Raw genomic sequence first — 23,512 nt, forward strand, 5'->3', positions numbered from 1 at the left:
GCGGCCGTCCTGGGGGCGGGGGGCGGTGGAGGGGGTGCGGGTGGTGGAGAAGCCGGCGTCGCGCAGCTCGTCGTCGACGCGCCTGCCCAGCCCCTGCTTCCCCGTGGCGTTCGCCACCTCGACGCTGATGCTGCGGGGCGGGACGGCCACGCGGGGGGTGCCGTCCGGATCGGGTTCGGGTTCCTCGGGCCCGGACAGCGGCTCGTCCTCGCGCAGGGCCGCGAACAGTTTCTCCGCCTCGGCCTCGTCCCATTTGACGGTGGAGCCGAGCTCGGGGACCCGGTAGTCGGCGTCGGCCAGGGGGACGGAGGCGAATTCGGAGGAGGCGGGGCTGAACCCGCGCATCGCCTGTCCGAGCTCCATCATCTGTTCGGTGCCGAAGCCGTGGTCGGCGCGCACGGATCGCAGCAGGGTGGAGGCGACCTTCTCGAAGCGCACCGGGTTCATCAGGACGCCGGTGTCCGTGGCCCGGGAGATCACCGAGGCGATGAAGCGCTGCTGGCGTTTCATCCGGCTCAGGTCGGAGCCGTCGTCCAGATGGCGGGCCCGCACGTACTGCAGGGCCTGGCCGCCGTTGAGCTTGGTGGTGCCCTTGGGCAGGTCGAGCCCCGAGTAGCTGTCCTTGAGCGGCTTCTCGGTGCACACGGGGACGCCGCCGAGCACGTCGACGGTGCTCATGAAGCTGGTGAAGTCGACCTCGAGGTAGTGGTCGATGTGCACGTCCGTCAGGTCTTCCACGGCGCGCACGGTGAGTGAGGGGCCGCCCGCGGTGTAGGCGGAGTTGAGTTTGGCGGGCTTGGCGTCCACCCGTTCGCCGGTGGCGCGGTTCCTGTGGGGCGGCAGCTTGGTGTAGGTGTCGCGGGGCAGACTGACGACGCTGGCGCGTTTGCGCTCGCCGGAGAGGTGTACCAGCAGCATGGTGTCGGTGCAGTCGCAGGCCGAGCCGCCCAGGTTGTACCGCTTCTTCTGCTCCGCGGAGAGCCCGTCGCGCCGGTCGGTGCCGACGACGAGGAAGTTGACGCCGTTGTCGGCACGGGGGCGGTCGGTGAGCCCGTCGAAGGGGTCGACCCGGCGTACGTCGGCGCTCAGCCCCGTCACCATCGCGTGTCCGACGCCGCCCGCGGCCAGCACCAGCACGGAGGTTGTGGTGGCGATCCGCAGACCCCACCGGGGGCGGCGCTTGCTGGGGGAGGGGGCGCGTCGAGGCAAAGGAGGCCACCTTCCGCGGGGAGAGTGCGAACGCGGGTTGTACGTTCGGTGACGTTACGGCAACGCAGAGTTCCCACACTGTATGCCGGTACGATCTCCGGATCGTGCGTACACGCCGTCCCGGGCGGGCCTCGGTGGCCGGAGGGGCGCGGGCGTGCGGAGCGTTCCCCCGATCGCGGTAACGTGAGCGCCGTGACTCGCGAGAACCCACGTGTTTCCCCGGACGCCCTGGCGGACGCGGCCCCCCGCCCCGTTTCCGTGATCATGCCGGTGCTCAACGAGGAGCGGCATCTGCGCAGCTCCGTACGGCACATCCTCCAGCAGCGGTACGAGGGCGAGCTGGAGGTCGTCATCGCGCTGGGGCCCTCCACCGACCGTACGGACGAGATCGCGGCCGAGCTGGCCGCCGAGGATCCCCGTGTGCGTACGGTGCCCAACCCCACGGGACGCACCCCGGCCGGGCTGAACGCCGCGATCCAGGCATCCCGCCACTCGGTGGTCGTCCGGGTCGACGGGCACGGCATGCTCTCCGCGGACTACATCGCCACCGCGGTGCGGCTGCTGGAGGAGACCGGCGCGGCCAACGTCGGCGGAGTGATGCACGCCGAGGGCGAGAACGCCTGGGAGGACGCCGTCGCGGCGGCGATGACCTCGAAGATCGGAGTGGGGAACGCCGTCTTCCACACCGGCGGTGCCGCGTGCGAGGCCGAGACGGTCTACCTGGGCGTCTTCCGCCGCGAGGTGCTGGAGCGGCAGGGCGGCTACAACGAGGAGTTCATCCGCGCGCAGGACTGGGAGCTGAACTACCGCATCCGTGCGGCGGGCGGGCTGGTCTGGTTCTCACCCGAGCTGCGTGTCTCCTACCGGCCCCGGCCCAGTGTGCGGGCGCTGGCCAAGCAGTACCGCAACTACGGCCGGTGGCGGCACGTCGTCTCGCGCTACCACGCCGGTTCGATCAACCTGCGCTACCTGGCGCCTCCGGTCGCCGTGTGCGCCATCGCGGCAGGCCTCGTCGTGGGCGTGGCCGTCACCCCGTGGGCGCTGGTGGTGCCGGGCGGCTACCTGGCGGCGATCGTCGCCGGGTCGCTCCCCGCGGGCAAGGGGCTGTCGTTCAAGGCCCGGGTCCAGATCCCGGTGGCACTGGCGACCATGCACATGTCCTGGGGCTGGGGTTTCCTGACGAGCCCGAAGAAGCTGGCCCGCAAGGTCATCGCCAGCCGCAGGGAGCCGGTGCCGGCCGTGCAGTGAGCGCGGCGGCGAGCGGACAGAAGTAAGCGGACAGAGGTAAGGGGCGCCCTCCATGGAGAGCGCCCCTTACCTCTGTCCGTTCCGTGGAGCGTCACCACGTGTAGTTCGGGTTGACCTCCATGCACGCCTTCTTGTCGTCCCCGCGCAGCGCGTCGGCGCTGTCCGGCGCCTTCTGCTCGTCCTTCTTCTCGTCCCCGGAAGGTCCGGAGCCGCCGCCCGGGTACGCGGTGCCCTCCCGCCAGTCGGCGCCGACGACGAGAGTGACCTTCTGCACCCCGGAGGAGTGCTTGACCAGCCGCTCGGGCAGGCCGAGTGCCTCCGCGACGGCCAGCGCGTCGCCCCGCTGCTCGGCGCGCGCGTAGCGGATGGTGGTGTCGGCCTGCGACTGGGGCGTCTGGTCGGCCACCGCCTGGCTGAAGCCCTTGTTCGTCAGCTCGCCCGCGATGAGCCCGGCGCGGCCCGTGACCGGCGGCTGCAGCGAGGTGCCCGTGCCGTTCATCACGCTGACCGGGATCTCGCCCTTCGGCTGCGAGGGCTTGGTCGGCTGCGCTGACTTGCTGGCTTCCGCCTTCTTCTTGTCCTTGCCGTCGAACGCCACGTCGTTGCGGATGAGGGAGAATACCTTGTCCGCGTCGTCCTTCTTGGGCACCACGTAGCTGCCGCCGGGGCCGTACTCCCACGGCATCGTCGCCATGGTTATCCGCTTGGTGGGGACGCGCTTGAGGTCGTTGCCCAGGTCGTAGAGCTTCTTGACCGAGCCGATCCCCTTGTCGACGGTGAGCGCCTCGGTCGCGGCCTCCGCCAGGTTGCGCAGCTTGCCGGGGTCGGTGAGCTTGGTGCCGGCCTTGAGCTGCCGGACCATCGCGTTCATGTACATGTGCTGCGCCTTGGCGCGGCCTATGTCCGTACCGTCCCCGAAGCCGTGCCGGGTCCGCAGCCAGCTGAGCGCCTGCTCGCCCTTGATGACGGTGGTGCCCTTCTTCAGCTTCAGTTTGGACTGCCGGTCGTGCACGTTCTTGTCGACGCAGACCGGGACGCCGCCGACCGCGTCCGCCATGGAGACCACGCCCGCGAAGTCGATCATCATGAAGTGGTCGATCGGGACGCCGGTCATCTCCTCCCAGGTCGCCACGGTGCAGCCGGGACCGCCGTGCTGGAGGCTCGTGTTGATCTTGTCGACCGTCTCCGGGTACACCTTGCCGTCGTCCGGGTCGGTGCACTTGGGGATCGTCGTGCGGGTGTCACGCGGCACGGAGACGACCGACATGTTGCTGCGGTCGGCGGAGACGTGCAGCAGCATCTGCACGTCCGCGAGCGGCGGCCGGTCGCGGTCCGCGCGGGAGCCGCCGAGCCGCACGTTCTCCGCGGAGGCGCGCGAGTCGGAGCCCAGCAGCAGGATGTTCATCGGCGTCTGGCCCTCGGCGTTGGGATCGGCCTTGTCCAGCTTGCTGTCGCCGAGGTTCAGGTCGTCCTTGTCGAGGTTCCCGTTGAGGTGCTGGTAGTACAGGTAGCCCGCTCCCGCGGTGGCGAGTATGAGCAGTGCCAGGACGATGGCCGACCAGCGCAGCACGCGCCGCCCGCGCCGCGGAGGGCCGGTGGCCGCCGCCGCGTTCACCTCGCCGCCCCCGCGGCCGGCACCGCGCTGCGTGTGACGGCGGCGGCCCCTGCCCCCGCGCTCGCGGCCCGCCGCGTCGGACGCGGACACAGCGCGTCCCGCGCCCCCGCCCTGCGGGTTCCCGTGCTGCACCGGACTTCCGGCTTGCGGAGCTCCGTGCTGCGTCGGACTTCCGGCCTGCGGTGAGCCGGGCTGTGCGGGGCGGTCCTCGTACAGGCTTTCGTCCCACCCGCGGTCGGCAGCGGTGGGGGCGCTACTTCGCGCTCCCTCGCCGCCGTCGCTGCTGTACTGCCGCACGGGACCTCCCCGGGGTTTTCAGGTCGTGCTGCCTCCGGCCGCCTGGCGGGACGTGCCGGAGGGGTAGACGTCACTTTGCACACACGTTCTTGTCGCCGGCGTTGACCTTCTCGACCCCGGAGGGGGCCTTGTCGGGGGCGCCGACCGGCTTTCCCGCCGCCGTGAAGTCCTTGCCGAGCGTCAGCGTCATGCTCGACCCCGAACCCGTGTCCTCGGTCTTCTTCAGCGCCGACGCCGGCAGCTTCAGCATGTCCGCCAGCCGGACCGCCTGGCCCTCCTGCGACGCGGTGTACTCCAGCCTGGTCTTCTCCAGGGGCTGCGGCGCGTTGCCGCCGGAGGCCGCGTTGCCCACCCCCTTGCTCGTCAGCCACTCCACCGTCCCGGCCGCGGCCCCGGCGGGGCCGCCACCGTTGCGGACGGAGACGTCGACCTCGGAGGCGGGCGCCTTCTCGGCCTTCGGCTTGGACTCTTCCTTCTTCTTCTTTTTGGCCTTGTCCGTCTTGGTCAGGGACTTGTCGGCGCGAACCATCTTGAACAGCGGCTCGGCCTTCGCCTCGTTGAGTATGACGGTCGCCGGATCGTCGGGGTTGTCCACGACCGGCACGGTGGCGAACGTGATGTTGTCCGTGTTGACCCGCTTGAGGTCGTTCGCCAGCGCCATCAGCTTCTTGACGCTGCCGATGCCCGTGTCCACCGTCAGCGCCTTGGTCGCGGCGTCGCTGAGCTTGAACAGCTTGGAGGGGTTGGTGAGCGTGTCCCCGGACTTCATCTTGCGGATCATCGCGCTGAGGAACTGCTGCTGGAGCTTGATCCGGCTCAGGTCGCTGCCGAAACCCACCGAGTGCCGGGTGCGGACGAACGCGAGAGCCTGCTCGCCCTTGATGGTGTGCCGCCCGGCTTTCAGGTTCAGGTGCGACTTCGGGTCGTTGATGTCCTTGGCGGTGCACACCTCGACGCCGCCGACCGCCGTGGACAGCTCCTTGACGGCGTTGAAGTCGGCCATCATGAAGTGGTCGATCTGCACGCCGGTCAGCTTCTCCACGGTGCGCCAGGTGCAGCCAGGGTCGCGTTCCTCCTGGCCCAGGCTCGTGTTGAAGCGGACGTTCTGCTCCGCGCGGATCACCTTGGTCTGCCCGTTCTCCCCCTTCGTCTCGCACTGGGGGATGTCGGTGACCATGTCGCGCGGGATGGAGAGCGCGGTGGCGTTGGAGCGGTCCTCGGAGACGTGGAAGAGGAACGTGGTGTCCGCGTGCCCGACGCTGCCCGCGTCGCCGTAACCGGTGTTGCCCTTGCCCTCGCGGGCGTCGGTGCCGATGACGAGGATGTTGACCGGGCCGTCCTTGACCGCGGGGTTCTCCTCGCCGACGTCGATCTTGTTGATGTTGCCGTTGAGCCGCTGGTACATGTACACGCCGCCGACACAGCCCGCCACCATCACGAACCCGACGACACCGCCGCCGATCCGCAGCGCCTTCTGCTTCTTCGACAGCCTCCGTTTGGCCTTCCTGCGGCCGTGCCCGCCACCTCGTCCGCCGTCGGCGGACGAGGACCGCTCGGAGGCGCGTGCCCGACGCTGCGCGGGCAGTTTGGCCTCGGCGCGCCGCGCGGCGCGCGAGCCAGGGCGGTCACTCGCCCGGGACCCGGCCCGGGCACCACCGGCGCGGCCGGCGGACTCCGAGCGGCTGCCGGAACGCGAACCGGAGCGGCCCGAGGCGTCCGAGGGGCCGGAAGGTGTCGCGGTGTCCTCGTCGGGGGAGGATCTTCTCTGACGCGGGGCGGAGGTGCGGCGGCCGCCGTACTGACTCGGGGAGTCGTCGGCGACGGGGTTCAGTCGCAGCTCATAGCTGCCGGTGTTCGGGTTGAACACCCACTGATCCGCGGGGTCGACATCTCCCGCGTGCCCACGGCCTTGCGCGTCCACGATTGCGTAAGTCCTCCATAACAACCGGCTGCTGAGGCCGCCCCGGGGCCGGCCGGAGCGCTCACACTATCCGGCAGGTTCGGCGGCTAGCGACGCCGGTGACAAATTCCATGCAGTCGGAAACGGTCAATTCGGCTCATTCCCAGCTTCATTCGTTCGTGCAGATGTCCCGGTCGGCTGTTGTTCCCCGATAGGGCTGACCTGCGTTGTCCGTCCCATCCTCCTCGGCGCCGTTCTTATCTTTCTTGCCTTCGCGCTTGTTCTCGACCCGTATCGGCCGGTCCTCGCGGAGTTTGGCAAAGAGCTCGTCGGCCGCCGGACGCACCAGCGCATCACGATTGATGTCCGGTTCGTACGGTTGTCGGGGCACTGTAAGAAAGAGGATGTGATCCTGCGGGATATCCCGCACACTCCGCGTCAGTTCGTACAGTTCAGAGAGGGAATCGAGCCCGGAATCGGCGGTCAGGGACGAGGTCGCCGCATCCAGCACCGGATAGGCCTTGGCCGGATTCAGCAGTACACCGTTACTGCGCACCTTCTTCACGAGTGATCCCAGAAAACGCTGCTGACGTTCGATGCGTTGGGTATCACTGCCGTTGCCCAGACCGTGCCGAGCCCGGACATAACCGAGCGCGTCCTCACCGTCCAGCGTCTGCCTCCCCGCCGGAAGGTCGAGCTTGGCCTCCCGGTCGTGCACCGGCTGCGCCAGGCACACCTCCACCCCGCCGACCGCGTCCACCAGTTCGGTGAACCCCTGGAAGTCCACGACCAGATGGTGATCGATGCGGACGTCCGTCATCTTCTCGACCGTCCGGATCGCGCAGGCCGCGCCCCCGTTCTGGAACGCCCAGTTGAACTGCGCGAACTGTGCACGCGCCGACGAGCCGTCCCGCTGCCGGCAGCCGGGGATGTCCACCATCAGGTCACGCGGTATCGACATCGCGGTCGCGCTGCGCCGGTCGGCCGCGATGTGCAGCAGGATCGTCGTGTCCGAACGCTGACTTCCCTCGTCCCTGCCCCACGCGCCGTTGCCGTCGCCGCGGTTGTCGGAGCCCAGGAGCAGGATGTTGCGCGCCTCACCGGTGCCCTCGGCCGGTGCCGGGCGCTCCTTCTCGTAGGGCGCCAGCGCCTGCGCGGTGCCCGAGTCGGTGCGGATGTTGGCGTCGAGCTTCCGGTAGAGGGACCAGCCGGTCGCGGCGACGGCCAGGAGCAGACCGGCGGTGGCGAGCGCCGCCCACCGGAGACGACGGCGTCTGCGGGGGCGGACGGAAGCCGTGGCGGGCGTGCCGGAATCGGTGTCGATGGTGCCCGGATCGGTCACGGCTGGTGTCTTCCCTCGTGTCGCGGCAGCGCCGGTCCGCACACACGTACGGCTGCGCCGGTCATGAAGACAGACGTACGAAACCCGCGCAGGGTTGTATCTGAGGCGGCAGTGGAGCGCGGGGAGTTGGCGGGGGAGGGGCGAGGTGGGCGCGAAGGCGGCTGCCGCGTTCCGGCAGCCGCCCGCGGTGCGGCGTGGTCTGTGGCGGTCCCTGTCGTGGTCCGTCGCGGTCCCCGTCGTGGTCCGTCAGCCGGCCGTGTGGGTCACCCGCTCGTTCTCCTTGCGCTGGTCCAGGGACGCGGCGTCCAGCCGCTCCAGCCGCGGTGCCAGGACCACCGAGCCGCCGGCCGCCAGCGGCGCGAGGAGTCCCGCGCTGAGACCGTCCCAGTCGTCGTAGGGGAGCGCCGAGAGCAGTCGCGAGCCCGCCGTCAGTCCGCGGTCCGTGGCGTCCGCACGCGCGCGGTCGACCACCTGTGCGCCTGTCAGTTCACTGCCGTCGGGCAGCGCCAGCGCGGGCCCGTCGGGGTCGACCGGTGCGTACGGGGAGAACTGGTCGCCCTGTCCCGGTACCTCGACGGCGTAGTCCATGAAGCCCTCCGGCGGCTGCGGGAAGCGCCCGCCCATCGGCCGCAGGCTCAGCGCCACCCGCTCGCCGGAGCAGGAGCGTCCCGCCTCCAGCGTGTCGGGGCCGCACACCGCCACGTCGGCGCGGGCGGCGCTCCCGGAGCCCTCGCCCAGGTCGGCGACGACGCCCACGCGGGAGCAGGCCAGCAGCCATACGGCCGTCTGCCAGTGGGCGGGCAGCAGCAGGGCGAGCCGGTCACCGGGCTCGGCGGAGAGTTCGTCCTGGAGGAGGTTCGCGGTCTTGGCCACCCAGTTGGCGAAGGTCGCGACGGACAGCTCGACGCGTTCACCCGTGGCGTCGTCGTAGAAGGTCACCAGCGGACGTGACGGGTCGTCGGACAGTGCGGTCCGCAGCAGGCCGGCGGGGGTGCGGTCAGTGGCGTTCATCCGCGTCAGCGTACGCCTGCGTCCGGCTGGCGGTGCGGTAATGGACACCGATGATCAGATATGCCCATGATCATGGGCATGCGTGCCAATTGTGCTCATTCGATCGGCGCCGTGGGCGCTGCCGCCCTGCTGCTGTCGCTGACCCCCCTCGCCTCCGCCACCACACCGTCCGCGCCCGAGTCGTCCTCGAAGGCGCAGGCACCGCCCGAGGCACCCCAGCCGTCCCGGGGGGCCCAGGCATCCCAGAAGCCCGGGGAGAGCGGGGAGCCCGGGGAGCCCGGGGGTGCCTCCCAGGAGCGCGTACCGGGCCACACCCAGTCGCTGGCCTTCGCCGGGCAGACCGCGGAGCCGCGTGCCGGGGGCCAGAACCGCTCTGCCGTACGGATTGCCGCCCGCACGGTGCACCCGTACTCCCTCCTCGGCGTGGTGTGGGACCGCGCGGACCGACCCCTCGGGGGACGCGTCCAGGTGCGCACCCGGAACGCCGGGACGGGCCGGTGGTCCGGATGGCAGGACCTGGACGCCCACTCCGGTGACGCCGGCCGCGAGGTCGCCGACCAGCAGGCGCGCGGCGCGACGGCTCCCCTCTGGGTCGGCCCCTCGGACGGTGTCGAGGCCCGCGTTCTGCCGGAACCCGCGGCGCAAGGGGCGACGGAAAGCACGGAGGGAGCACCGGAGGAAGTGCCGGAGGGGGCCGCGGAGTCGCCGAAGGGAGCGGCGGACGCGCCCAACGGGGCGAAGGAAACGTCGGGAGAGGGAGGGGCCTCCGCGCGGCTTCCCGAGGGACTCCGTCTCGAACTGGTCGACCCCGGCCCCGACACGGGAGCCCCCACGGACGCGCCTGCCCCCACGGACGCGCCCCCCGACCCGAATGTGCCGTCTCCCACCGGGTCCCCCGACCAGGGGGTGGCCCCGCCGAGCGCGGGTGCCCGCGACAACGGAGCAGCCGGGTCAGGAGCGGGGTCGGCCGGGGAGAGTGCGGGAAGCGGTTCCGCCGAGTCCACGCAGACCGCCGGCGGCGGCGTGCTGCCCGCGCTGACCCAGGAAGCGACCCGGGCGGAGTACCCGACGGCCGGTCAGTACGCGGGACCCCGGCCGCGGATCGTGACCCGCAAGGGCTGGCACGCCGACGAGAAGCTGCGCGAGTCCGGGTTCTCCTACACCAAGAAGGTCAAGGCGGCCTTCGTACACCACACCGCCATGACCAACGACTACAGCTGCAAGCAGGCGCCGAAGATCATCCGGGGCATGTACCGCTACCACGTCAAGAGCAGCAAGTGGCGGGACATCGGCTACAACTTCCTCGTCGACAAGTGCGGCACGATCTACGAGGGGCGAGCCGGAGGTGTGGCCAAGCCGGTGATGGGGGCCCACACTTTGGGGTTCAACACGAACAGCACGGGCATCGCCGTCCTCGGTTCGTACGACAAGAAGGAGCCCTCCCGGAAGGCCCTCGAAGCGCTGGAGAAACTCACCGCGTGGAAGCTGGGCCTCTCCGGCGTCGACCCTGCGGGCAAGACGTGGCTGACCTCAGGGGGAGGCAAGTTCAAGAAGGGGAAGAAGGTCGAGTTCCACACGGTGTCAGGGCACAAGGACGGTTTCGTCACCGAGTGCCCCGGAGCCCGGCTGTACGGGAAGCTCGGCACGATCCGCACCGCGGCGGCCCGCCTGCAGGGCCGCTGACGGGCGGACCGGAAGCCGGAGCACCGTACGGGCGGCCTGGGGTGTCCGCCAGGCGTTTGCCGGGCGTCTGCCAGACAGGCGTCCGCCGGGCAGGCGTCCGCCGGGCGTCTGCCGGGGGTGCGCGCGGAGGGGCCCCGGGCCGGGGAACAGGTGCGCGGACGTCTGCATAAACTGTCCGCCGGCCGCACGGAAGGGCGGCAGGCGGACCCCGGCAGGAAGCAGAGACGACAGGTGACAGAGGCGATCCTCCTGGTCGGGGGCAAGGGCACCCGGCTGCGTCCGCTCACGGTGAACACCCCCAAGCCCATGGTCCCCGCCGCGGGTGTGCCCTTCCTCACCCACCAGTTGGCGCGTGCCCGCGCGGCGGGTGTCGACCACGTGGTGATGGCCACCTCCTATCTCGCCGAGGTCTTCGAGCCGTACTTCGGCGACGGCTCCCAGCTCGGTCTGCATCTGGAGTACGTCACCGAGGAGGAACCGCTGGGCACCGGCGGCGCCATCCGCAACGTGGCCTCCCGGCTGTACTCGTCCCCCGACGAGCCGGTTCTCATCTTCAACGGCGACATCCTCTCGGGGCTCGACATCCGGGCTCTGGTCGATCAGCACACCCGGGCGGGCGCCGACGTCTCGCTGCACCTGACGCGGGTCACCGATCCGCGCGCCTTCGGGCTCGTGCCCACCGACGCCTCCGGACGGGTGGCGGCCTTCCTGGAGAAGCCGCAGACGCCCGAGGAGATCGTCACCGACCAGATCAACGCCGGTGCCTACGTCTTCACCCGGTCCGTCATCGACACCATTCCGGCCGGTCGGCCGGTCTCGGTCGAACGGGAGACCTTTCCCGGGCTGCTGGAGGCCGGCGCGCACCTGCACGGCATGGTCGACTCCACCTACTGGCTCGACCTGGGCACCCCCGCGTCGTTCGTCCGCGGCTCCGCCGACCTGGTACTGGGCCGCGCGCCCTCCCCCGCCGTACCGGGGCGGTGCGGCGAGCGGCTGATACTGGCCAGCGCCCAGGTCGCCGGGGACGCCAAGCTGACCGGCGGTTCGGTGGCCGGGGCGGGCGCCGAGGTCGGCGCGGGCGCCAGGATCGACGGCAGCGCGCTGCTCGACGGCGCCGTGGTCGCACCCGGCGCGCGGATCCGGGACTCCCTGATCGGTGCCGGTGCCCGCATCGGTGCCGACACGGTGCTGGACGGTGCGGTCATCGGCGACGGCGCCGTCATCGGGGAGGGCAACGAGCTGCGCGGTGGTATCCGCGTCTGGTGCGACGCCCGCATCCCCGCCGGCGCGGTCCGCTTCTCCTCGGACCAGTAGCTCTCCTCGGACCAGTGGCCGGCTGCCGTGCCGGCCCGTGCGGGGCTGTCGGTGCCAGGCCCTACTCTTGCTGTCCGTGTCACTCACCCGCACCTGGACCCCGCCGGGCCCGTACGACCTGCACGGCAATCTGGGCGTGCTGCGCCGTGGTCCGTACGACCCGACGTACCGCGCCGAGGGCGGCGCCGGCGGCGCGGTCTGGCGCGGCACGCGTACCCCGGAAGGGCCTGCGGCGCTGTGCGTGCGGCTACGGCCCGGCGGCGCACACGGCCAGGTGCGCGCCGAGGCGTGGGGGCCGGGCGCCGCATGGCTGCTGGAGAGGCTTCCCGGTCTGCTCGGTGCCGAGGACGACCCGGACGCCTTCGTCCCGCACCACGACCTCACCCGCGAGGCGCACCGCCGCCACCCCGGGCTGCGGCTGATCCGCACCGGGCGGGTGCTGGAGTCGCTGATCCCCTCCGTCCTGGAGCAGAAGTTCACCGCGGAGGAGGCGTACCGCGCCTGGCGGCTGCTGGTCCGCCGCTTCGGCGAGCGCGCGCCGGGGCCGCATCCCAACCTGTGGGTGATGCCCCACCCGCGTGACTGGCTGCGGATTCCCTCGTGGGAGTGGCACCGCGCCGGGGTCGACGAGAAGCGTTCCGCCGCCGTTCTGCGCGCCCTCCAGCGGGCGAGCCGCATGGAGGAGGCGGCACACATGGGGCTCGCCGAGGCGCAGGCCCGGCTCCAGGCGATCCCCGGCATCGGCCCCTGGACGGCGGCGGAGGTGCTGCAGCGCTCCAACGGCGAGCCGGACGCCGTCACGGTCGGGGATCTGCACCTGCCGCGCCTGGTCGGGTACGCACTCACGGGCGTGCGGGGCGTCGACGACGACGGCATGCTCGCACTGCTGGCCCCGTACGAGGGGCAGCGGCACCGCGCCTCCCGCCTGGTCCTGCTGGGCGGCCCGCGCATGCCGCGCCGTCAGCCCCGGTTCCCGGTGGGGAACATCGCCCCGCTGTAGCCCGGGGCGGACGGCAGCCCCGGGACGGACGGCAGCCCGGGAGGGCCCCGGCTGTCGTCGGAGCCGCCGGGCTCACCTCTCGACGACGAAGTCCTCCGCCGCGCGTGCCGGGCGCTGCCGGGGCGGGGCCGCGGGCCGCCCGATGGCGACGGCGCCCATGGGGTCCCAGTCGGCGGGCAGCTTGAGGACGTCGCGGACGACGTCGCGGCAGAACATGGTGGAGGAGATCCACGCCGACCCCAGCTGTTCGCCGGCGAGCGCGACGAGGAAGTTCTGGATGCCCGCGCCGGTCGCCACCACGAACATCTCCCGCTCGGAGGCGTTGCGCCGCGCGTCGGGGTAGGTGTGGGAGCCGTCCATGACCAGGCAGGGGACGGCGAGGTACGGCGCGCCTCGCAGCACGTCGCCGCGCTTGACCCGCTTGGCGATGCTCTGTTCGCTCTTGCCGTCGGCGCGCAGGTCGGCGACCCAGGCGTCACGCATGGCGTCCAGCAGCCGCAGCCGGGAGCTCTCGCTCTCCAGCAGGACGAACCGCCAGGGAGTGGTGTGGTGCGGCGCGGGCGCGGTCACAGCGGCGGCGACGGCCCGCCGCACCGCCTGTCCGTCCACGGGGTCGGCCGTGAACTCCCGTACGGTGCGGCGCAGCGTCACCGCCTCCCGTACGGCCTCCGAGGTGCCGAGCCGGAACATGTCCGTCGCGGCGTCCCGCACCAGCGCGCGTGCCGTGACCGGGGGCTCGGTGTCACCGCCCTCCTCGGGGGCGGGAAGCACGTGGCGGGCCAGTCCGCGCACCACGGCGACGGGCAGCCCGTCCGCCTTGCCCTGGACCAGTTCGCCCGCGGCGGCCAGCTCGTCGCCGACAGCGGTGACGGTGACGCCCAGCGGGTTGCCGTGGGCGTCGACGCCGCCTCGCAGGTCCTCCAGGACCCGCACGCCGGCGGCGCCGATGGCCACATCGGTCTGTCCCTCGCGCCAGGGCCGTCCGAACGTGTCGGTGACGACGACACCGACCGTGACACCCAGCGTCTCGCGCACCCCGTCGCGCACCCGGCGGGCCGCGGCGTCCGGGTCCTTCGGCAGCAACAGTACGGTGCCCTTGGGCGTGTTGGAGGCGTCGACACCGGCGGCGGCCATCACGAAACCGTGCCGCGACTCCACGATGCGCGCGGCGCCGCGCCGGGCGACGACGCGCACGGTCTCCGCGTCGATCGCGGCATCGCGGTCGTCGGCCTCCACGATGCGGCCTTCCGCCTTGCTCACGATCTTCGACGTGACGATGAGGACGTCACCGTCCACGAGCGTGCGCCCGTCCGCCTCCGCCGCCCGGAGGACGAGTGCGGCCAGGTCGTCACCGGGGCGCACCTCGGGGATGCCGGACAGCGCCCAGACCTCGTAAGAGGGCGACCCGGACGCAAAGGACCCGTGTGCGGAGGACGCGTGCGGGGAGGGCGCGTGCGGGGAGGGCGCGTGCTGGGACGGCGCGTGCGCGGGAGCAGGGGCCGACGCGGGCGCCTCCGTGTCCGTGGCCCCGTCCGGGAGCGGCGGCGTCGCGGGCGTCGCCGTCATGCCCGCACCTCCTCGGCCAGCCGGAGCGCCTCCCGTGCCATCTGCGCGGTCGCCTGTTCGTCGCTCATCATCAGCGGCACCGCGCGGCACCGGATGCCGGCGTCCTCGACGGCCGCGACGGTGCCCGCGTCCACGGTGTCCACCAGCCAGCCGTCCAGCAGCCCCGAACCGTAGTGCGCGGCGACGGCCGCCGCCGTGGTCTCCACCCCCACGGCCGACAGCACCTTGTCCGCCATTCCGCGCACCGGCGCGTCACCGACGATGGGGGAGAGGCCGACGACCGGCACACCCGCGTCCGCGATGGCCTCCCTGATGCCGGGCACCGCCAGGATCGTGCCGACACTGACGACCGGGTTGGACGGCGGGAAGAGGACGACGTCGGACGCGGCGATGGCCTCCAGGACGCCGGGCGCCGGCTTGGCGGCCTCGGCACCGACGGGCACCACCGCGTGCGCGTCCACGGACGCCCGCAGCCGCACCCAGTACTCCTGGAAGTGGACTGCCTTGCGGCTGCCTTCCCCTCCCTGCGCCTCCGGATCGTCGATGAGCACGTGGGTCTCGACGCGGTCGTCCGTCATCGGCAGCAGTCGCACCCCCGGCTGCCAGCGCGCGCACAGGGCCTCGGTGACGGCGCTGAGCGGATACCCGGCGGCGATCATCTGGGTGCGCACGATGTGGGTGGCGAAGTCACGGTCGCCCAGCCCGAACCACTCGGGGCCCACACCGTAGGCGGCCAGTTCCTCCTTCACGGTGAACGTCTCGTCGGCGCGACCCCAGCCCTGACCCTCGTGGATGCCGCCACCCAGGGTGTACATCACGGTGTCGAGGTCCGGGCAGACCTTCAGTCCGAACAGATGGATGTCGTCACCGGTGTTGCCCACGACGGTGATCTCCGCGTCGGGCGCCGCGGACCTGAGTCCGCGCAGGAAACGGGCACCGCCGATGCCCCCGGCCAGAACCACAATGCGCTGCATGTGCACCAGTCTCGCAGCCCGGCGCCCGCCGCGGACATCAGCCCGCCCCGGCCACCCTCCGGGAAACGGCGCGCCGGGTGACGCGGCGGGTGGCGTGCCGGGCGGCGCGCCGGGTGACGCGGCGAATGGCGTGCCGAGTGACGCGCCGGGTGACGTGGCTGGTGGCGCGGTGGGGTGGCATGGCGGGCCGGGCCGTCGAAGTCCACGGCAGCCCGCACGGGGCCGTCAGGCCGACGCGTGCCGGGTGACGGCAGGACCGACGGAGCAGTGCCGGGGCATCTCGGTCAGCCCCGGCGCGTAGACGTGCACACTGACGACCGGTTCCAGACCGTCGTTGGTCACCTCGTGCACGTATCCGGGGGCGAAGACCCGCACCGTTCCGGGGGTGAGCACCCGGGCGCCGCTCCCGTGTTCGGTCAACTCCCCCGCCAGTACACCGAAGACACCGAACGAGCGCCCGTGGTCGTGCCTCCCGCTGCCCTGCCCGGGCAGCCAACTGAGCAGCCACACCTCGTAGCCGGGGCCGGTGCGCAACCGGTGGTACCAGCGCAGGGTGGGGTCGTAGCGCACCAGGGGCGCCCAGGAGGCGCGGTCGGCGGCCAGTTCACGGATCACTCCGGCGTACCCCGCGACGGTGCCGGGGTGCGCGGGGGTGGGAGGAAGGAGGTGCGGGACGGCGAGCGGGTCGCCGGCGATTTCGACGTCGCTGTTCACGTGCAAAGGTGCCTTCGCAGAGAGCTGGACAGGGAGCTGGGAGAACGCGTCGGAGGGCTGCGTGCTGCGGCAGCGGCAGCCGACGCGGGAAGAAAGGTGCGGGGAGGAGAGACGCGGGAGGAAACCCTGGCGCGCCGCCCGGCTGGAGGGGTGCTCGTCGGCCGGACAGCGACCGCGCGGCTCTTCAGCCGGTCGGTGGGTGTGACAAGACCCGACCCGAGGTCAGGGCGGAGGGTTCAGCGACAGCGCGCCGGACAGCCCCGGGGACAGCGACAGCGGCGGAGCTCCAGGACGTGAGAAGCAGCGGGGGAGGCAGGTGCACCCCCGGCAGGCCGTGGGGCGAGGGCGCCACGGGCCGTGCGGATCTCAGAGGTCGCTGACATGCGTCCAAGGAGAGCGTTCCGGCCCCCCGGTGTCAACCTGACGTCACGTTTGTGAGGGATGTTTCACCGGTTCCGGTCGCTCCGGCCGGTGAAAGGTTTGTGCTGCCCTCGACGGGAGATACGGCGCACCAACCGCACTCGGATCGCCGTTGTCCTTCCGTGACCGGAACGTGATCAGGGCCATCCGGGCGTTGGTGCGGAACGTGAAAGCAGGTCATCACGTTCTCCATGCAGAAGCCGGACAAATGGGACGGCCTCCGGATGTGAGTGTCATAGTTCATGCTGATTTGAACACTTACGGCGAACGCTTGGTTCCGCCGGGTGAATAACGGGCTCAATAGCAGATCTCGGCTTGACTGCCCCGGATCGGCACACTTGTAATTTCACTCGTGTCGTTCAAGAGGGTTCGATAACGACAGCATCACGGGGTCGCAGAGACGGATCGAGGGGCGCACATGACCGAGCTGTTCCAACAACTGCTGGTCGAAGAGGCGGACGAGGAGCTGGGCTGGCAGGAGCGCGCGTTGTGCGCCCAGACCGACCCGGAGTCGTTCTTCCCCGAGAAGGGCGGTTCAACCCGCGAGGCGAAAAAGGTCTGCCTCGCGTGTGAAGTCCGCTCGGAATGCCTCGAATACGCTCTCGCCAATGACGAACGCTTCGGTATTTGGGGCGGCCTGTCCGAACGGGAACGGCGTCGGCTGAAGAAAGCCGCGATCTGACGGAGCGCCGCCCCGCCGCCTCGCTGCTCCGCCGCCTCGCTGCTCCGCCGCCTCGCCGCTGCGCCGGGCGATTCGAGGCCCACCGCCGCCCGAGCGCTCGACCTGCGTTCGGCCGTCCGAGCGCGTCTCGTCCGGTGTTCGACTCCGGCGTTCGACGCCTGACCGTCCCTTCCGTCTGTCGGTCACCACCTCCGCCTGTCCGCCACTTCGGGCTGATCGCCGCTACCGGCTGATCGCCACTTCCCGCTGGTTGCCGATGCGGCTGACTGCCGCTTCCGGCTGGCGCTTCCGCCTGACCGCCGTCGCCGTTGTTCGTCGAGTCCCCTCGCCCGCCACGACCGGTGAGCCGCGGCGTCCCGGCGGCCCACCGCCCCCAGCTGCCTGGTCGACGCGGGCCACCCGGCCTGCGTCCGGCCACCCGGCCTGCGTCCGGCCATCCGGCCTGCTGTCGGCCTGCCGGCCCGCTTTCCGGTTGTCGTCGGCCATCTGACCTTCTGGCCACCCTTCCCACGTGGCGGCCTCCGGCCGCCTTCCGCGGGTGCCCGTTCGAGCCGCGTTCGGCTGTCCGTATCGAGTGGGCGGGAGCCGTCGAGAGCCGTCCCCCGTCCTGTGCGGCCCCCTCGGGCCAGTTGCACCAAGGCGCCGGACGCACGGGTGGGAGCCGTTAGTGTGGGGCCGTCCGCGACGCACCGCCCTGGCACAGGGGGTGCGTTCACCGCTCCGATACGCGTCTTCCGGGGGCTTGCAGCCACAGCGCGGCACCGCCGCGAGGCCCCGGCACCCCGGGGAGGGCCCCTACCTCGATGTCCGTGCACAGCCATATGGCGGCCCATTACGAGGCGGCCGCAGCAGGGTTGGCCACCGTGGAGCCGCCCGAGTTCCCCCGGCACGTCGTCACCGCCGTGATCGTCGCGCACGACGGCAGGCGCTGGCTCCCCGACGCGCTGCGCGGGCTGCTGGAACAGAGCCGCCCGGTGCAGAACATCATCGCTGCCGACACCGGCAGCGCGGACAACTCCGCCGAACTGCTCACCGAAGCGCTCGGCGGCGAACGCGTGCTGCACATGGCGCGCCGTACCGGATTCGGCACCGCGGTCGAGGAGGCCGCACGTACCGCTCGCAGGCTGACCCCCGAGGACCTGCCGTACCTGAAGCGGCCCAGCGGCTGGGACCCGGTCAACAGGGCCTGGCGCGACGACGCCTACGACATGCCTGAGCTGCCCTACGGGGAGCCCGTCGAGTGGCTGTGGCTGCTGCACGACGACTGCGCGCCGGAGGCGGACGCCCTCGCCGAACTGTTGCGGGTCGTCGACGCGGACCCGTCCGTCAGCATCGCGGGACCCAAGCTGCGCAGTTGGTACGACCACAGGCAGCTGCTGGAGGCGGGCGTCTCGCTCGCCAACAGCGGCAGGCGCTGGACCGGCATCGACCGTCGGGAACAGGACCAGGGCCAGTACGACCAGGTGCGGCCCGTGCTGGCCGTCTCCACCGCCGGCATGCTCATCCGCCGCGACGTCTTCGACCAGCTCGGCGGTTTCGACCGGGCGCTGCCGCTGATGCGGGACGACGTCGATCTGTGCTGGCGTGCGCAGGCCGCGGGGCACCGGGTGCTGGTCGCGCCGGACGCCGTGGTGCGGCACGCCGAGGCGGCCTCGCGGGAGCGCCGTCCGGTCGACTGCGTGGGCCGGGCCAGCCGCAGCGGCGCGAGCCCGCACCGTGTCGACAAGGCGGGCGCCGTCTACACGCTGCTCGCCAACACCTCGGGTGCCCTGCTCCCCTGGGTGTTGCTGCGGCTGGTTTTCGGCACCCTCGTGCGCACGCTCGCCTATCTGGTCGGCAAGGTGCCCGGGCAGGCGCTGGATGAGATCACCGGGCTGTCCGGCACGCTGCTGCGGTCCGGCCGGGTGCTGGCCGCGCGGCGCAGACGGGGCAGGCCCGTGGTGCCGCACAAGGAGCTGCGCCCCCTGTTTCCTCCGCCGGGTGCCACCCTCCGCGCCACGCTGGAGCAGGTCACCAGCAACTTCTCCGGCCGCTCCGAGGCGGAGCTGTCGGCCGGAGGGCGGCACGGTGCCGTCGAGTCCGGGCCCTCGGACGACGACGCGGACTTCCTGGAGGTCGAGCAGTTCGCGCGCGTCAAACGGGTCGCCCGTAAGCCGGGGCCCGTCCTCTTCGCCGTCCTGCTGGTCGTCTCCCTGGTCGCCTGCCGGTCGCTGCTGGGCGGTGGGGCGCTGGCGGGCGGGGCACTGCTGCCCGTCCCCGACAACGTCTCCGACCTGTGGGCGCGCTACCTGGACGGCTGGCACCCCGTCGGCACGGGCGGTACCGAGTCGGCTCCGCCCTATCTGGCCGTCCTCGCCACCTTCGCCACCCTCCTGTTCGGCAGTACCAGCCTGGCGCTGACACTGCTGCTGGTGTGCTCCGTGCCGCTGGCCGGGCTCACCGCCTACTTCGCCTCCCGTCCGCTGGTCGACTCGCGTCTGGTGCGGGCCTGGGGGAGCGTCGCGTACGCGTTCCTTCCCGCCGCCACCGGCGCCCTCGCGCAGGGCCGCGTCGGTACCGCCGTGCTGGCGATCCTGCTGCCCCTGCTGGCGCGCGCCGCTGTCTCGTCCTGCGGGCTGCACGGTAAGGGCGGCTGGCGGTCCGCGTGGGCGTACGCGCTGCTGCTGACCCTCACGACCGCGTTCACCCCCCTGGTGTGGCCGCTGGCGGTGGTGCTGGCCGTCGTCGTGCTCGCGGTACGGGTACGGCAGGGCTCGCCGGGCATGCGCGCGGCGCGCCTCGGGGTCGCCCTGGTGACGCCCGTGCTGCTGCTCGCCCCCTGGTCGCTGTCCCTGCTGGCCGACCCCGGCATGTTCCTGAGCGAGGTGGGTCTGGAGTACGGCACCGGCGCCGCCTCCGCCGTCGACCTGCTGACTGTTTCGCCGGGCGGGCCCGGCACCACGGACGGGCTCTTCCTCGTCGGACTGGTGCTCGCCGGGCTGGCCGCCCTGCTGCGCGGCGAGCGGCAGCTGGCCGTGCGTGCGGCGTGGACCGTGGCGCTGACCGGGCTGGTCTTCGCCGCGCTGTCCAACGGTTCGGCCTGGGCGGGTCCGGCCACCCTCGTGTACGGGATCGGGTTGCTGAGCGCCGCCGCGGTCGGTGCCGAGGGCGCGAAGGAGCGGGTGGCGGCGCAGAGCTTCGGCTGGCGTCAGCCCGTCGCCGTGCTGATCGCGGCTGCGGCCGTCCTCGCCCCGCTGTGCGCCGCGGTCGGCTGGATGGCCGGTGGCGCCGACGGTCCCCTCTCGCGGCGCGACCCGGTGCAGGTGCCCGCCTTCGTCGCGGAGGAGAGTACGACCAGCGACCAGGCCCGTACCCTCGTCCTCGACCAGCCCGAGGGCGCTGCCGAGGTCGGCTACACCCTCGTGAGGGGCTCAGGTGCCCGTCTGGGGGACGCGGACCTGGCCGCCGTCGGCGGCGACGACGCACGGCTGGACAAGGTAGTCTCCCACCTCGTCGCGGGCTCCGGAGCCGACCAGACGAGCCAACTGGGCGGTTATGCCGTGCGCTACGTCCTGTTGCGCGACGGCACCTCGCGCCAGGTCAGCCGCACGCTGGACGCGACTCCCGGTCTCACCCGCCTCAGCCAGGAGGACGGCAGCGCACTGTGGCGCGTCGACCGGCAGGTCTCGCGGGTCTCGATCGTCCCGGGCGGCGAGGAGAGCGGCGCGGGCGGCGCGGTGACCGCGCCGGTCGCCGTGGCGTCAGGACCCGTCGAGTCCCACGCGACCCTGCCGGCCGGACCGTCGGGGCGGGTGTTGCGGGTCGCCGACGAGGCGGACGGCGGCTGGCAGGCGAGCCTGGACGGCAGCCCGCTCAAGAGCATCACCGTCGACGGCTGGGCGCAGGGCTTCGAACTGCCCACCGAGGGCGGCAAGCTGACTCTCACGTACGAGACGCCCTTCACCCACACGGTGTGGGTGTGGTCCCAGGGCTTCCTCCTCCTCGTCGTCCTCGTCCTGGCCCTGCCGGGCCGCAAGCGCGAGGTGGACGACGACCTGCCGGAAGCCCCGCCCGCGCCCGACCCGGCCGACGGGGACGGCCGCAGGGCCCGCCGGCTGCGAGCAGCCGCCGAAGCGGCCACAACCGCACCGGACGTGCCGGAGGAGTCCGCGGCCGGGGAGGCCGTCGGTGGTGCCGGGGCGCACGGTCTGTCCGAGCAGCCCGCACACGATCCGTACGGCGAGCAGCAGCAGCCTCACGTGCCGCAGCAGCCTCACGTGCCGCAGCAGCCCGGGTACCAGCCCCGGCCCCAGTACGACGCCGCGGCGGAGACGGGGTACACCGAGCACGCCCCGTACGAGCAGTCGGCCCAGCAGCAGTCAGCCCACGAGCAGCCTGCCTACGGGCACGACTCCTACGGGCAGCCGTCCTACGACCAGGTTCCGCACCAGCAGTCGTACGCCCAGTGGCCGTACGACCAGCAGTCCTACGAGCAGCAGTCCTACGACCAGCAGGCTTACGACCAGCACGCCTATGAGCAGCAGTCCTACGCCCAGCCGCCGTACGGCCAGCAGCCCTACGGTGGCCAGGGGTACGGGGAGCAGCGCTACGACCAGCAGACCGCCTATGACGGCTGGCAGGCACAGCCGTACGCGGCACAGGGCGGCCCCGAGGGCTACGGCTACCAGCCGGGCCACGCCCCGGGGTACGAAGGGGTGCCCGGCCACGAGGGCGCGCCCGGTTACGAGGGCGCGCCCGGCTATGGCGAAACCGCGGCGCGCGACGGCTACGACAACAGGTACGGCAACGGGAGCGAGCAGCAGTGAACCGCACAGTCCTCAGCTTCGGCGGCACCGTCGTCGCGCTGGCTGCCGTGACCGGTCTGGCCACCCTCTGGGCGCCGGACGAGGCGGCAGAGAGCGGGGACAGCGCCAAGTCGGCCGCACACAAGCCCGTGGAGCGCTCCACGTTGGTGTGCCCCCGGCCGACCACGTCCGACGTCGCGGAGACCTCCTACACGGCGTTCACGCCCAAGGGAGGCCCGGGTGAGAAGGGCAGCGCGGCCCTCTACCCCGCCGAACTCGCCGATTCCGAGGCCCCCCAGGGCCCGGGCTCGGACAGCAAGGACGACAAGGACGGCAAGGGCGGTAAGGGCGGTAAGGACGAAGAAAACGACGGGGGCGACAAGGACAGCAAGGGCGACGACAGCAAGAAGGGCGACAACGGCCGGACGGACGGCAAGCCCACCGAGGAGCAGGGCGGGACGGACGGCAAGAAGGACGGCAAGAAGGACGGCAAACCCTTCCTCTCCCTGAGCAGCCCCGGCACGCCGGTCACCGAGGACACCAGCGACCCCAAGGCGCCTGCGCTCACCGGCACGGCGGACGGCCCCTTCGCGCCCGGTTGGACGGTGCAGCAGACGACGAGCATCAGCGCGGGCGCGGGACGCGGACTCCAGGGCACCTCGTGTTCGGCGCCGGACACCACGTTCTGGTTCCCCGGCGCCAGCACCGCCGAGGACCGGCAGGACTACGTGCACCTGACCAACCCGGACAGCACCAGCGCGGTCGTCGACCTGGAGCTGTACGGCAAGGAGGGCAAAATCAAGGCCGGCGGCGGCGCGGGGGAGGGCATCACCGTCCCGCCGCGCTCCACGGTGCCCGTCCTGCTGTCCACGCTCACCCCCGAACCTGTCACCAATGTGACGCTGCACGTCACCGCACGGTCCGGCCGGGTGGGCGCACAGGTGCAGGCGTCCGACCGGAAGGTGGGCGGCGACTGGCTCCCTCCCGCCGCCACCCCGAGCCCCGGCGCGGTCCTCCCCGGCATTCCCAAGGACGCCACCTCCGTACGGCTTACCGTCTTCGCCCCGAGCGGCCATGACGCCGACCTGACGGTGAAACTGGCGGGCCGTTCCGGTCTGATCAGTCCCGCAGGGCACGAGAGGCTGCACGTGAAGGCGGGCATGGCGACCACTGTCGACCTCAAGGACCTCACGCAGGGCGAGGCGGGTTCCTTGGTGCTCTCCCCGGCGGAGGGCGACGCCGAGGCGCCCGGCATCGTCGCCGCGGCCCGTGTGCTCCGCGGCAAGGGCGACAAGCAGGAGTCGGCGTTCATCCCGGCGACGCAACCCGTGCACAAGCGCGCGACGGCCGCCGACAACAGCGAGAAGGGCTCCACGCTGTCGCTGACCGCGCCGAAGGGCGAGGCGAAGGTCCGGGTGACCGCGTCGGCCGGCAGTGGCGGTGGCAGCCCGAAGAGCACCACCGTGACCGTGAAGGCGCACACCACCACAGCCGTCACCCCGCCGCGCCCGGCCGGCGGCAAGGGCACCTACGCGGTGACGGTGGAGCGCCTGTCGGGGGGACCGCTGTACGCCTCCCGGATGCTGGAGCGTGAACAGTCGGGGCTGCCCGCCTTCACCCTTCAGGCGCTGCCGGACGACGGGAGCACGGTCGCGGTCCCCGAGTCGGCTCAGGACCTGTCGGTGCTGAACGACGACTGAGGCCCCCGGGCGGCCACCGGGTACCGGCTGTCAGCCCGCGCCCGCCCCGCGCC

General features: G+C 72.1%; 15 protein-coding genes. 7 read left to right on the forward strand and 8 right to left on the reverse strand.

The features are described 5' to 3' along the window. Positions 1 to 1,209: LCP family protein (locus AB8Z75_RS13175; protein ID WP_369201674.1), on the reverse strand; the 1,209-nt coding region annotated here is incomplete at its 3' end. A gap of 228 nt (positions 1,210 to 1,437) precedes the next feature. Here AB8Z75_RS13175 and AB8Z75_RS13180 point away from each other — a divergent pair. Continuing rightward, the gene (locus tag AB8Z75_RS13180) at positions 1,438 to 2,457 is read left to right on the forward strand and encodes a glycosyltransferase family 2 protein (RefSeq protein WP_369201687.1); all 1,020 of its coding nucleotides are present in this window, start codon (positions 1,438 to 1,440) and stop codon (positions 2,455 to 2,457) included. A 91-nt stretch (positions 2,458 to 2,548) separates the two neighbouring features. Here AB8Z75_RS13180 and AB8Z75_RS13185 read toward each other — a convergent pair whose 3' ends face one another. The 4 genes from AB8Z75_RS13185 to AB8Z75_RS13200 form a co-directional block, all read right to left on the reverse strand. Continuing rightward, positions 2,549 to 4,369: an LCP family protein gene (locus tag AB8Z75_RS13185; RefSeq protein WP_369201675.1), complete on the reverse strand. Its 1,821-nt coding sequence runs from the start codon at positions 4,367 to 4,369 to the stop codon at positions 2,549 to 2,551. 70 nt (positions 4,370 to 4,439) lie between these two features. Next, positions 4,440 to 6,290: an LCP family protein gene (locus AB8Z75_RS13190; protein ID WP_369201676.1), complete on the reverse strand. Its 1,851-nt coding sequence runs from the start codon at positions 6,288 to 6,290 to the stop codon at positions 4,440 to 4,442. Between the two features lie 148 nt (positions 6,291 to 6,438). Then, complete coding sequence (locus AB8Z75_RS13195; RefSeq protein WP_369201677.1) at positions 6,439 to 7,611, reverse strand: LCP family protein; 1,173 nt, start codon at positions 7,609 to 7,611, stop codon at positions 6,439 to 6,441. A gap of 246 nt (positions 7,612 to 7,857) precedes the next feature. Beyond that, a complete protein-coding gene (locus AB8Z75_RS13200; RefSeq protein WP_369201678.1) occupies positions 7,858 to 8,622 on the reverse strand; it encodes a TIGR03089 family protein in 765 nt (254 codons plus the stop codon). A 78-nt stretch (positions 8,623 to 8,700) separates the two neighbouring features. Between AB8Z75_RS13200 and AB8Z75_RS13205 the strand changes: the two genes are divergently transcribed. From AB8Z75_RS13205 to AB8Z75_RS13215, 3 genes are all read left to right on the forward strand, one after another. Next, complete coding sequence (locus AB8Z75_RS13205; RefSeq protein ID WP_369201679.1) at positions 8,701 to 10,305, forward strand: N-acetylmuramoyl-L-alanine amidase; 1,605 nt, start codon at positions 8,701 to 8,703, stop codon at positions 10,303 to 10,305. Positions 10,306 to 10,536: 231 nt separating this feature from the next. Beyond that, positions 10,537 to 11,619, forward strand: coding sequence for a sugar phosphate nucleotidyltransferase (locus AB8Z75_RS13210; RefSeq protein ID WP_369201680.1), 1,083 nt, complete (start codon positions 10,537 to 10,539; stop codon positions 11,617 to 11,619). A 76-nt stretch (positions 11,620 to 11,695) separates the two neighbouring features. Then, entirely contained in the window at positions 11,696 to 12,619 is a 924-nt protein-coding gene (locus AB8Z75_RS13215; protein WP_369201681.1) for a DNA-3-methyladenine glycosylase, read from the forward strand. 72 nt (positions 12,620 to 12,691) lie between these two features. Here the strand turns inward: AB8Z75_RS13215 and AB8Z75_RS13220 are convergent, their stop codons facing one another. The 3 genes from AB8Z75_RS13220 to AB8Z75_RS13230 all read right to left on the reverse strand — a co-directional run bounded on the left by AB8Z75_RS13220 (position 12,692) and on the right by AB8Z75_RS13230 (position 15,873). Then, positions 12,692 to 14,185, reverse strand: a complete 1,494-nt coding sequence (locus AB8Z75_RS13220) for a coenzyme F420-0:L-glutamate ligase (protein WP_369201682.1) — start codon at positions 14,183 to 14,185, stop codon at positions 12,692 to 12,694. Further along, a complete protein-coding gene (cofD, locus tag AB8Z75_RS13225; protein WP_369201683.1) occupies positions 14,182 to 15,159 on the reverse strand; it encodes a 2-phospho-L-lactate transferase in 978 nt (325 codons plus the stop codon). The genes AB8Z75_RS13220 and cofD overlap by 4 nt, the downstream gene beginning before the upstream one ends. A 225-nt stretch (positions 15,160 to 15,384) precedes the next feature. After that, on the reverse strand, positions 15,385 to 15,873 hold the full coding sequence (locus tag AB8Z75_RS13230; RefSeq protein ID WP_369201684.1) for a cysteine dioxygenase family protein: 489 nt from the start codon (positions 15,871 to 15,873) through the stop codon (positions 15,385 to 15,387). Positions 15,874 to 16,711: 838 nt separating this feature from the next. On the opposite strand from AB8Z75_RS13230, the gene AB8Z75_RS13235 reads away from it, so the two are divergent. The 3 genes from AB8Z75_RS13235 to AB8Z75_RS13245 all read left to right on the forward strand — a co-directional run bounded on the left by AB8Z75_RS13235 (position 16,712) and on the right by AB8Z75_RS13245 (position 23,459). Further along, entirely contained in the window at positions 16,712 to 16,975 is a 264-nt protein-coding gene (locus tag AB8Z75_RS13235) for a WhiB family transcriptional regulator (RefSeq protein ID WP_016910644.1), read from the forward strand. 803 nt (positions 16,976 to 17,778) lie between these two features. Continuing rightward, entirely contained in the window at positions 17,779 to 21,780 is a 4,002-nt protein-coding gene (locus tag AB8Z75_RS13240; RefSeq protein WP_369201685.1) for a glycosyltransferase, read from the forward strand. Further along, positions 21,777 to 23,459, forward strand: coding sequence for a DUF5719 family protein (locus tag AB8Z75_RS13245; protein WP_369201686.1), 1,683 nt, complete (start codon positions 21,777 to 21,779; stop codon positions 23,457 to 23,459). Before AB8Z75_RS13240 ends, AB8Z75_RS13245 begins: the two co-directional genes overlap by 4 nt. The last annotated feature ends 53 nt before the right edge of the window (positions 23,460 to 23,512 follow it).

Source organism: Streptomyces sp. PU-14G, assembly GCF_041028275.1.
In the GTDB taxonomy this organism is placed as follows: Bacteria; Actinomycetota; Actinomycetes; order Streptomycetales; family Streptomycetaceae; genus Streptomyces.